Annotated in this window: 9 protein-coding genes and 2 pseudogenes; 9 read left to right on the plus strand and 2 right to left on the minus strand. The window is 60.0% G+C overall.

Annotation, left to right across the window (positions count from 1 at the left end; all coding sequences use genetic code 11):
* Positions 1–106 precede the first annotated feature (106 nt).
* Positions 107–1,138, minus strand: a complete 1,032-nt coding sequence (locus AC2FL1_RS10090; protein WP_496828806.1) for a LacI family DNA-binding transcriptional regulator — start codon at positions 1,136–1,138, stop codon at positions 107–109.
* A 147-nt stretch (positions 1,139–1,285) separates the two neighbouring features.
* Here AC2FL1_RS10090 and AC2FL1_RS10095 point away from each other — a divergent pair.
* Positions 1,286–2,217 (plus strand): annotated as a pseudogene (locus AC2FL1_RS10095) (IS5 family transposase).
* A 291-nt stretch (positions 2,218–2,508) separates the two neighbouring features.
* Here AC2FL1_RS10095 and AC2FL1_RS10100 read toward each other — a convergent pair.
* Positions 2,509–3,438 carry a LysR family transcriptional regulator gene (locus AC2FL1_RS10100; protein ID WP_496828808.1) on the minus strand — a complete coding sequence of 310 codons (930 nt, stop codon included), beginning with the start codon at positions 3,436–3,438 and terminating at the stop codon, positions 2,509–2,511.
* Between the two features lie 132 nt (positions 3,439–3,570).
* Between AC2FL1_RS10100 and AC2FL1_RS10105 the strand changes: the two genes are divergently transcribed.
* The 8 genes and pseudogenes from AC2FL1_RS10105 to AC2FL1_RS10140 form a co-directional block, all read left to right on the plus strand.
* Entirely contained in the window at positions 3,571–4,734 is a 1,164-nt protein-coding gene (locus tag AC2FL1_RS10105; protein ID WP_496876826.1) for an acyl-CoA dehydrogenase family protein, read from the plus strand.
* Between the two features lie 4 nt (positions 4,735–4,738).
* A complete protein-coding gene (locus AC2FL1_RS10110; protein WP_496876827.1) occupies positions 4,739–5,518 on the plus strand; it encodes an enoyl-CoA hydratase/isomerase family protein in 780 nt (259 codons plus the stop codon).
* Positions 5,519–5,530: 12 nt separating this feature from the next.
* Positions 5,531–6,763 (plus strand): CaiB/BaiF CoA transferase family protein, encoded by a 1,233-nt coding sequence (locus AC2FL1_RS10115; RefSeq protein ID WP_496876828.1) that lies wholly within the window; start codon positions 5,531–5,533, stop codon positions 6,761–6,763.
* On the plus strand, positions 6,760–7,548 hold the full coding sequence (locus AC2FL1_RS10120; RefSeq protein ID WP_496828816.1) for an enoyl-CoA hydratase/isomerase family protein: 789 nt from the start codon (positions 6,760–6,762) through the stop codon (positions 7,546–7,548). The genes AC2FL1_RS10115 and AC2FL1_RS10120 overlap by 4 nt, the downstream gene beginning before the upstream one ends.
* Positions 7,549–7,571: 23 nt before the next feature.
* On the plus strand, positions 7,572–8,600 hold the full coding sequence (gene dctP / locus AC2FL1_RS10125; protein WP_496876829.1) for a TRAP transporter substrate-binding protein DctP: 1,029 nt from the start codon (positions 7,572–7,574) through the stop codon (positions 8,598–8,600).
* 72 nt (positions 8,601–8,672) lie between these two features.
* Positions 8,673–9,185, plus strand: coding sequence for a TRAP transporter small permease (locus AC2FL1_RS10130; RefSeq protein WP_496828820.1), 513 nt, complete (start codon positions 8,673–8,675; stop codon positions 9,183–9,185).
* Positions 9,182–10,486, plus strand: coding sequence for a TRAP transporter large permease (locus AC2FL1_RS10135; RefSeq protein ID WP_496828822.1), 1,305 nt, complete (start codon positions 9,182–9,184; stop codon positions 10,484–10,486). The genes AC2FL1_RS10130 and AC2FL1_RS10135 overlap by 4 nt, the downstream gene beginning before the upstream one ends.
* A 190-nt stretch (positions 10,487–10,676) precedes the next feature.
* Positions 10,677–11,112 (plus strand): annotated as a pseudogene (locus AC2FL1_RS10140) (IS5 family transposase); the annotation flags it as partial.

Genomic DNA, 11,112 nt, shown 5'->3' on the forward strand with positions numbered 1-11,112 from the left:
CCTCCCTCTCGTGAGTTTGTCGTTTCACGATAAGAAATCAGATTGCCTCTCGTCAATTTATTTTTTTACGCGCGTAAATTTAGTGATTTCTTTTCTTATCAAAGCATTACGCTGATGCGCGCATGATCAGCTCTCCGTTGAACAGCCTCGTTTCGCGAGCAGCTCCCCGTTCTCCCGATTCGATCAGGGACAGGATCGTCTCGACGCTGGTCGTCGCGATCGCAGAATAATTGTGCGAAACCGTCGTCAAGGTTGGGCAGGTATAGCGCGAGAACGGGTGGTTGTCGTGACCGGCCACCCGCAGCGAACAGTCCGGCCCCCGCCCCACACTCACCCTCAATTCATAGGCTGCGGCAAGGAAACCTATGGCCAGTCGATCATTGCTGCAAAACACCGTGTTTGTGGCCAACCGCCCCGCAGAGATCACCCGCAGACCTTCTTGATACCCGATCTCTTCCAGATCCCAGCCCTCACCTGCGGCCTGGATCATATGCGGCGTCAGGCCCATCTGCTCCATGCCCTCGATATAGGCATTGCGACGCTTGTTGGCATTCGGGTTCGGCGGCGTGCGCATCTCGAAAAAGACCGGAGGTTCTCCGGACCTTGTCAGGTATTCCAGCATGATCTTAGTGGCCTGGGCATTGTCGTGACCGATGAATGCCTCGCCCACCCCCTCGATATTGGCGTCGAAATTCACGGTCGGAACGCTCTTGCAGAAGGCTTCGATCGCCCGCCTATCCGATGCCCGGCCCAGTGGCGCGAGCAGCACCCCCGCCGGCTTGATCGAGCGCAGGGAGTCGAGATTGCCGACCTCAAGCGCCGGATCGCCATGAGATGACAAAAGGATCGGGCGGAACCCGGCTTCGATCACGAGCGTCTCGATCCGGCGCGCAATCTCCGCAAAGAAAGGATCCGCCAGATAGGGCACCACAATGCCGATATTCTTGGTCAGTTTCCGGTTCTGGTTAATGGCGAAAATGTTGGGCCGGTAGTCGCAGGTTTCCAGCGCCCTCTCGATCTTCTCACGCGTCGAGGGGCGTACACTCTGAGGATCGTCGAAATATTTCGACGCCGTGGGCCGCGAGACACCGCTATGCGCAGCAAACTCTTCCATGTTCCGGATCTTGTGCTTGCTCATCTGCGCCGACCTCTCAAACTTTCTGAAACTTAACAATTTATTACCGCGCGCAAAAAATCAAATGCATTTCCGCATCGATGCAGCATTGTTGCAGAACTCTCGCTCTGAAGGATTCACTTGATGAATCCATGCGTTTAGACGGATGGCATGAGCAAGCCCAGGCCCGCCCGCAACCACACGACGAATTGGTCCGCCTAAAACGCTGCGCTCCGCAAGCGCGGGTCTCTGATGGGCTGGCTTGACAAGGAGATGGCGTGGCACGCACCGCATGAAGGCCGTCCGGGCCGCCCCGCGGTCTTCTCGGAAGCGGCAATCCAGTTCTGCTTGTCGATCAAGGTGCTGTTTAAGCTACCGTTCAGTCAGACCGCCGGGATGGCAGCAAGCCTCCTGCGCCTGGCCGGGCTTGATTGGCCGGTTCCGGATTACTCGACGCTATGCCGGAGGCAGAAGACCCTGCAGGTGCAGATCCCATATCGCCGCGCCGACGGGTCACTGAACCTGTTGGTGGACAGTACCGGGATCAAGTTCCTCGGCGATGGCGAATGGCAAGCCCGCAAGCATGGTGTCCAGGGGCGACGCCAATGGCGCAAAGTACATTTGGCCATGGACACGGTCACATCCGATATCCGCACGGTCGAGTTCACCCTCAGCCGAGATGGCGACAGCCCTGTCCTGCCTGATCTACTGGACCAGATAACCGACGACGAAGAGATCGGCACCGTGACCGCTGATGGTGCCTATGACACGCGCCGGTGCCACAGCGCGATCCTCGAGCGCGACGCGGTCCCGATCATTCCGATCCGCAAGAACGGTCGATTATGGAAGGAAGACTGCCCGGCCGCATGCGTCCGCAACCAAACCCTGCGCGCCACCCGATACCATGGCCGAGCCTTCTGGAAGCGCTGGGCGGGCTATCACGCCCGGGTCGGGTCGAAGCGAAAATGCGCCGCCTGAAAGCATTCGGAGAACGCATCGCCGCCAGAGACCCCGACCGCCAGACGGCCGAAATCCACATCCGCATCGCACTCGTGAACCGCTTCAACGCCTTCGGCACCGCCGAGATCGTTCGCGTCGCCTGACGTCAATGGGGTAAGGGGCCAGCGCGCCTCAAGCCCAAGTTCTGCAACAATTCCGGGCCGCTGTGAAAATACCTAAATGGATCGCGTTTGGGCATGGAAAGGAGCTACAAGCCGCCCTCCCCGCCTCAACCAGATTCCTTCTGACAAGACCCACCGTACATCTCAAGGGCAAAGACCCCATCCTTCTGGCCAAGGAGCATCTATTTCGACAGCGGTATCGGGCACGCCTACGTCTTTGGCTAGGAGCAGGATGCCATGGTTCTGAGTGTTTGCTGGAAGCCCGGTTAACGTCTATCTGGTGCTTTCATTGACCATTTTGATCAGTTCCGCCCGCACCCAACGCATCATCGGGTTGGTATGGGTACGAGGGTGCCACCAGATCGAGACGTCATAGGCGGGCAGATCGAAATCGAGTTCGATCTGCCTGAGCGGTGCGCCCTGAAGGATCCTGAGCATGGGCAAGGGCATCAGCCCGACCATGTCCGAACCTTTCAGCACATCGGGCAGCGAGGCAAAGGACGACAGAACCGTGACGATCCTGCGTTCTTCCTTGAAGCGGCGCTGGCTGCGCTCGAAATACCGTCGGATGACGCCCGTGCCTGTGGGCGAGACATCGATCTGTGGCAGCGCAAGGAAGTCATCAAGCGAAAGCCTGTCAGGGATCGTTGTATTGGCCGCATCGGCCACGCATACAAACGGGTCGGATATGGTTTTTTCGTGATGAAGGTTGGCAAAGGGAAAGGCTGCGCTCACCACCATATCGACCATGCCCTCATCAAGGATTTGCTGGGGATAGAGTGAGCCGACGCTCCTCAATTCGACACAAAGGTTGGGCGCGGCTTCCCGCATGCGCCGAATGAAAGGCATCCCGACGGTCGCCTGTACATAATCGTTGGCGCCGATCTTCAGCCAACCACTCACGGTTTGTGGTTCAAAGGGCCCTTGTGGGTGATAAAGCGCATCGAGCGAAGCGATGATGTCCTGAAGCTTGAGCGAGAGATCATTTGCATAAGGCGTCAGATGCATGCTGTTGCCTCTGCGGACCAGAAGCGGATCGCCAAAGGTTGCGCGCAGGCGCGTGAGCGCCTTGCTCACGGTGGGCTGGGTCACATTCAACAGCTCGGCTGCGCGCGTCACGCCTCCTGTATGAAGCAACGCCGCGAGCGAAATCAGCTGGTTAAGATCCTGGCGCTGAAGGTTGGTCAGTTCGACATCGCTCATGTTCGGGCTCCTTTCTGCCAAGACATTCCAAATTGGAATGTATGAAATAGCTTTGCCATTATCGCATAGGAATGACCCTGATGCTAGTTTCTCACCAAACATGTGCGGCCACGCGGCCCAGAGGGGACATTCATGGATTTTCAACTCAGTGAAGAACAGGCGCAACTGCAGGACATGGCGCGCAGATTTGCGCGCGAGAATCTCGCGGAGCTGGCACGCGATCTGGAACGGCGCGAAGAGGCGCTGCCTGACGAATGGATGCGCCGCTACGCCGAGATGGGCTTTCTGGGCATCAACCTGCCCGAAGAATACGGCGGGCAGGGCATGTCGCATCTTGATGCCGTGCTAGTGCTGGAAGAGTTCAACAAGCTCGGCAGCGTTGTCGCGCTTCCCATATTCGAATCCTGCTTTGGCCCGACGCTGGCGATCTGGCGCAATGCAAGCGAGACGCTGAAGCAAAAGGTTCTGCCTGCCGTCTGCCGTGGCGAATTGATCGTCGCGGTTTCGATGAGCGAGCCAAATGCGGGCTCAGCCCTGACCGACTTGACCACCAAAGGGGTGATCGACGGCGACGAGGTCGTTCTGAACGGACAAAAGCGCTGGTGCTCGGGCGCGGGCCATGCCGGGGGGTATCTGGTCTATTGCCGTCTGGCCGACAAACCGGGCGCGGCGGGGATCGGTGCGGTCTATCTCGAAAAGGATACGCCCGGCCTCAGCTTCGGCAAGCGCGAACATCTGATGGGGTTCCGTTCGGTACACCATGCCGACATCTTCCTGGATGATGTCCGGGTGCCCTTGGACAACATCGTTGTGCCTGCGGGCGGGTTCAAGGCGCTGATGGAAAGCTTCGGGCTTGAGCGCTGTGGAAACACCACGATGTCGCTCAGCCTTGCGCAATCGGCCTTCGATGATGTGGTCGAATACATTAAGGAGCGCCGCGCCTTCGGGCGGCCGCTGGACGACTTCCAGGCGGTGCAGCTCAAGGTCGCCGAGATGAAGATTAAGCTCGATGCAAGCCGCATGCTGCTCTATCGCGCAGTTTGCAATGCGGGCGCTGATTTCCCCGACAGCGGTGAGGCCTCGATTGCCAAGTGCTTCGCCAATGAGATCGTACGCGATGTCTGCGTCACCTCGATGCAGCTGATGGGCGGCTATGGCTATTCCACCGAATACCCGATGGAACAGCGGGTGCGCGAAAGCTTTGGCTGGGGCCTCGCCGGCGGCACGATGGACATTCAGAAGACCAACATCGCAGCCGCAGTGATGGGCCGGCGCTATGATCAGCGGAGAACCTGAGCGGATGCGCCGCGATCTGCAAAGCGAGATCAAGGTAAGCCGCGAAGGCTTTGTCGGCATCGTCGAGATCGACCGCCCGCCGCTGAATTTCTTCGACGTCACTTTGGTCGACACCTTGCTTCAGCAGTTGCAGGCGCTGGATACCGATCCCGACTGCCGCGCCATCGTGTTGGCGGCGGCGGGCAAGGTGTTCTGTGCCGGGGCTGATTTCGGCGGCGGGATCGATCCTGACAAAGGTGTCGAGATCGCCAAGGCGCTTTACGGCAATGCAATCGCGCTGTTCGAGATTGCCACACCTATCGTTGCCGCTGTCCAGGGCCCGGCGATTGGCGGGGGTCTTGGCCTTGCCCTCACGGCTGATTTCCGGGTGGCAAGCGAGGCTGCGCGCTTTTCTGCCAATTTCGCGGTTCTAGGGATGCATTGTGGTTTTGCGATCAGCACGACACTGCCCCGGCTTGTCGGGCAGAATGCAGCGGCGATGATGCTTTATACCGGGCGGCGGCTGACCGGGTCTCAGGCCCATGAGATCGGGCTGGCAGACCAGCTTGTTGCCCAGGGACAAGAGCGTGCCGCCGCGCTTGCGCTGGCCACCGAGATCGCCACGAACGCACCGATTGCCGTGCAGGACATGCGCCGCACGCTGCGCCGGGGCCTGGCCGAGGATGTGCACCGAGCGTTGGAGCATGAACTGGTACAGCAGCGCATTCACATGACAACAGCCGATTTTCGCGAAGGCATCCGTGCTGCATCAAAGCGCGAAACGCCTGCGTTTGTGGGCAAATAGGAGGGAAACACCGTGAGTACGCGCAATCTTCAGGGACCGCTCGCTGGCTTCAGGGTGATTGACCTCACTCGAGTCTATGCCGGGCCGCTCTGCACGCAGACGCTTGCCGACCAAGGCGCCGATGTCATCAAAGTCGAACCGCCCGTTGGGGACGAGACCCGAAACTGGGGCACGAAACTGGACGAGGATCGCTCGACCTATTTCAACGGGCTGAACCGCAACAAGCGGTCCGTGGCGCTCGATCTGAGCAAGAAGGCGGGCCGCGAGGCCCTCCTCAAGCTGCTCGATGGCGCCGATGTCCTGATCCACAACTTCAAGCTGGGCACCCTGCCCAAATGGGGTCTGGGTTACGAAGAGGTGCTGTCCAAGCGCTTCCCGCGTCTTGTGCAATGCACGATCACGGGGTTTGGCAACAAGGGACCGTTGGCCGGGATGGCCGGCTATGACGTGGCCGTTCAAGGCTTTGTCGGGCTGGCCTCGATCAATGGCGAGGCCGGCAGCGACGGAACCAAGATCGGCCTGCCGCTCATTGACCATGCCACCGGTCTTTCGGCGGTGAACGCGATCCTGATGGCGCTGCTGGAGCGCGGGCAATCTGGCAAGGGCCAGCACGTAGGTGTGAGTCTCTACAACACCGGACTGACAATGCTGCATCCTGCCGCGGCAGGCTGGATGGCCACCGGCAAGATCCCGCGCCCCACGGGCAACACGGAACACTGGGTGGCACCCTATGGCGCCTATACTTGCGCCGATGGCAAGGTGTTCACGGGCGCGGGCAATGACCGCTCATTCGCCAAGCTGATGCGTGTGTTGGGCGCACCCGAAGCGGCAGAAGACCCCCGATTCAAGACCAACGCCGACCGTGTGAAGAACCGCGAGGCGCTGGATGCGGCGATCACCACCTGCACGCAGGACCGGTCTTCCAACGATGTGGCGATGGAAATTCTCGAGGCCGGGCTGGCGGCGGGGCCGTTCCTCAACCTTGAGCAGGTCTTCAACCACCCGCAGGTCGAAGCCAACGAGATGCTTATCGACACGCCCGAATATCATGGCACGGGGCTGCCGATGACCTTCTTGCGCACGCCGGGCGCCTTTGACGCGCCACCGCCGCATTTTGCGGCACATACCGATGAAGTGTTCGCCGAGGTGGGTTTGGCCGCGGAAGACATCGCGCGGCTCGTGGCCATGGGCGGTATCGTCCGAAAGCGCAACGCGATTGTCGCTGAGCCAAGAAAGAGCGCATGATGGAGAGGCCGCTCGATCATGAGCTTTGGCTAGACATCAACGGCGGTGTCGCATGGCTTGAGATCAATCGCCCCGAGCGTATGAACGCTTTGGCGCCCGAGGGCTTTCAGGCCCTGTCGTCGCTGGCCGAAGAGGCAGAGGCGCGAGAGGACGTGCGCGTGATCGTCTTCTCTGGTGCAGGCGGGCGCGCCTTTAGCGCAGGAATTGACGTCAAGGCCATCATGGCCAAGGGCGAAACGCGCTTTCCCGCGCCGATGAAGGGCGATGCACGCAATCCGTTCGAGCGCATACTTGAGATCAACAAGCCAACCATCGCCTGCCTTGAGGGCGTGTGCATGGGCGCGGGCGCTGATCTGGCCATGGCCTGTGACCTGCGCCTTGCCGCCGATACCCTGCATCTGGCCAGTTCCGAGGCCAAGGTGGGCATGGGGGCGCATTTCGCCTCGGTGATCCTGCCGCGTCTGGTCCCGCGCGCGCTGGCGCTTGAACTGCTCTATACGGGCCGACCGATGACGCATCATGAGGGCCTGGCACATGGCTTTTTGAACAGCGTGCTGCCTGCGGATGAAATCCGCGAGGCGGTGCGCAGTCTGGCATCAACCATCGCCGCCAACGCGCCTCTGACCGTGCGGCGCTGCAAGGAGGCTTCGACCAAATCCATGGGGTTGCCGCTCGCGGCGGCGCTGCGGCTCAACGTCGGGCCGGACCCCTACACCAGCGAAGATCGTATCGAAGGCATGACCGCCTTCATTGAAAAACGGCCACCGAACTTCATGGGCCGATAAACACCTGAATGGGAGGAAACCAAATGGGTATCATGAACAACATCTTTCGCGCTGGTGTCGTCGCACTGGCCATGAGCGCAGGCGGTGCAGCTTGGGCCGACACGGTCACATTGCGCATGGCCTCCTACCTGCCGCCCGAGCATTTCGGCACCAAGCTGATCATCAACCCTCTGATTGCGAAGATCAATGAATATACGGGCGGCACTGTTCAGGTAGAAAACTTTCCCGGTGGGCAGCTCGCCAATGCGCCCGGCACGCTCAACGCCGTTAAGAGCGGCATTGCGAATATGGGCTTTGTTGGCGTCGGCTATGTGGGCGATGCCATGCCGCTGTCGACCATTGCGGAACTGCCGGGGGCGTTCTCGGACCTTGAAAAGGGCCACGCCGCCTACTGGCAACTGGTGCAGGACAAGCTGGTTGACGCAGAGTTTCTACCCAACAAAGTGCGTCCGATCATGATGAACCTGCTGCCGCAGACGCAGCTTGTTCTGACCAAGACCATTGAGATCAACAGCCTGGCCGACCTTGCGGGTCTCAAGATCCGCGTCCCCCACGCGACGGCGGGCGATGCGATCTCGGCGCTGGGCATGGTGCCGGTCGAAATGCCGGTCAGCGATCTCTACCTCGCGCTTGAGCGTGGCACGGTCGATGGGGCGATCAACCTGACGGCCTCGGTTCCCTCCTACAAGCTTGAAGAGGTGGCCAAGGCGGTGACGACCAACCTGTCGATGGGCTCTATCGGGTTCTTCCTGGTGATCGCCGAAAGCGACTGGCAAAAGCTAACCCCCGAGCAGCAAGAGCAGGTGGCGCGCGCAGGAGCCGAGGTTGGCACCGCCAGCAGCGCGACCTTCGTCAAGGTCAATGCCGGGTCCGAAAAGAAGCTGACCGAAGCAGGCATGACCATGATCACCGTGCCCGAAAGCGTTGTGGCCGAGATCGACGCGGCCCTGGCGTCGATCGGTGAAAACTGGGTCGAGACCGTGGGCGCGCGCAACCCGATGGCCGCCGAGGTTTCGGCCGCTTACAGCGCGCTTCTGGCGGCGCAGCAGTAAGACATCTTTATCACCCCGGCGCGGTCCAGTCAGCGCGCCGGCGGTCGCATCACCACAAGAAGGAAAGCGCAGATGCGCAAGATGCTGTCACTCTTAGAAAAGGGGCTTTTGGCTGTGGCGACGGCTGGTCTCTTGCTGATGATGCTCTCGATCACGGTTGATGCCATGGGGCGCCACCTGTTCAACAGCCCGTTGCGCGGGAACTTCGAGATGACGAGTCTGTATTTTATGGTCATCCTCGTTTTCGCGACCTTGTCATCCAACTATGCGCAAGGCGTGCATGTGCGACTGGATGTGGTTTCCGACGGGCTGAAACGCCGGTTCGGCAAGAACTACACGCGGGCCACGGCCTTGATTTGCCTGCCGGTCTTTGGGTTGTTCACGTGGTATGCCTGCATCGAGGCGGTCGCCAAATTCCAACATCTGGAAACCCGGATGGGCGCCATCCCGTTTCCGATTTATCTCAGCTATGTCTGGGTCGCTCTTGGCACGGTGACGCTTACACTTCGCCTTGTTCTCGACATCGTGTGGCCGCTCGACATTGACGATGATGCAGCCCATGGCAGTGGGGAAACCTCGTCATGACCGCGATTACAATTGCGCTTCTCGGCTTCGGCCTGCTCTTGCTTTTCCTGCTTATCGGGCTGCCGGTTGCCTTTTCCATCCTGATGGCAGGTGTTGCGGGCATCTGGATGACGGTCGGGTCCGGCCCCATCGCCGGGGTGCTGGCCCACACGCCGTATGAGCATGTGGCGAGCTATACGCTCTCCAGCGTACCGCTCTTCATCCTGATGGCCGAGTTGCTGAGCGCGGGGCGATTTACATCGGATCTGTTCAACATCTCGCACCGCTTTCTCGGGCATCTACGCGGGGGGATCTCCTATGCGACGGTCGCGGGTGGCGTTCTGCTTGCCGCCATGTCCGGGTCGTCCACGGCGGCGGCCAGCACCTTGGCCTCGGTCGCCTTTCCAGAAATGCGGCGCTATAACTACGATCCGCGTTTCTCGGCGGCACTCCTGTCCATTGTCGGCACGCTGGCGATCATGATTCCGCCCTCTATCGGGTTGATCCTCTATGGCGTTTTTACCGAAACCTCGGTTGGCCGGTTGCTGCTTGCCGGGTTCATCCCCGGCGCACTGACCGCTGTGGGCTTTGCGCTGACCATCTTTATCTTGGTGCGGCGCAACCCGGACTATGCCCCGCAAACCGCCGCCCGAGCGACGACCCGCGAACGCTGGCAATCTGTCGCCACGGCTTGGCCCGTGATCCTCCTGCTGGTCGGGATGGTCTTTGCACTATACTCAGGGATCATCACGGCAACGGAAGTAGGCGCTGTCGGCGCGTTTGCGGCGCTGGTCATCGGCTTGCTCATGGGCCGCGTCGGCTTTGCAGGCATCTGGGCCGCAGCTGCGCGCGCGGCGCGCTCCAGCGCGATGATCCTGACGATCGTGGGCTTCTCAGCCGTTATCGGCGTCTTCATGGCGCTCAACGGAACGACGAACCTGCTGCTCAATCTCATCGCGGAAAGCGGGCTGCCTAACTGGGCGGTGCTTGGTCTGGTCTTGCTCCTCTTGCTGGTTCTCGGCTTTTTCCTTGATCAACTCGCTATTCTGATCCTGACCTTGCCTGTCGTTTTCCCGCTCATGACGCAACTGGGATATGACCCTGTCTGGCTTGGCGTGATCTTTGTGAAAACAGCCGAAATAGGGCTGATCACCCCGCCCATGGGCATGAACGTGTTTGTCGTCGCCGGGGTGACGCGTATGCCTGTGACCGAGGTCTTCAAAGGTATCTGGCCGTTTGTGGTGACAGAGCTTGTCGTTCTCGCTCTCTTGGTAATGCTGCCACAACTAGCCTTGTGGTTCCCAGCCTTCATCTATGGATAAGACGCATATGAATGTTGGTCGCATTGATTGTCTATTGGATGAATAGCTGCTTTTCAGGACGCTGCGACCGGATGGTGTAAGCTCATCATTAGTGGCTTTGATCAGCTATTGTCTGAGGTCCCCCTAGGGTCAGGATGCATTGATTTCGGTCGCACGGCGTGATTCACGGCTCAGAAAATGGAGCGGTGACATGAGCGACCTTTACTGGCTGACTGACGCGCAGATGGCCAAGCTCGCCCCTTTCTTCCCGAAGTCGCACGGCAAGCCGCGAGTTGATGATAGGCGGGTTCTGAGTGGGATTATCTTCATCAATCGCAATGGGTTGCGCTGGCGGGACGCGCCTGCCGCCCATGGTCCACACAAGACGCTCTACAGCCGGTGGAAACGTTGGAGCGAGAAAGGAATTTTTGCGCGGATGATGGCGGGGTTGGCTACGAAACACGGTGAGAAGACGACCGTGATGATCGATGCAACATACCCGAAGGCACATCGAACGGCGACCAGCATGGCCGCCAAAAAAGGGGGCGCGCTCGCCTGATCGGTCGCACCAAGGGCGGCATGAACACCAAGCTTCATGCCATCTGTGACAGCCAGGGACGACCGCTCGATCTGTCCGTCACCGCCGG

The organism is Ruegeria sp. YKSF070, from assembly GCF_059612725.1.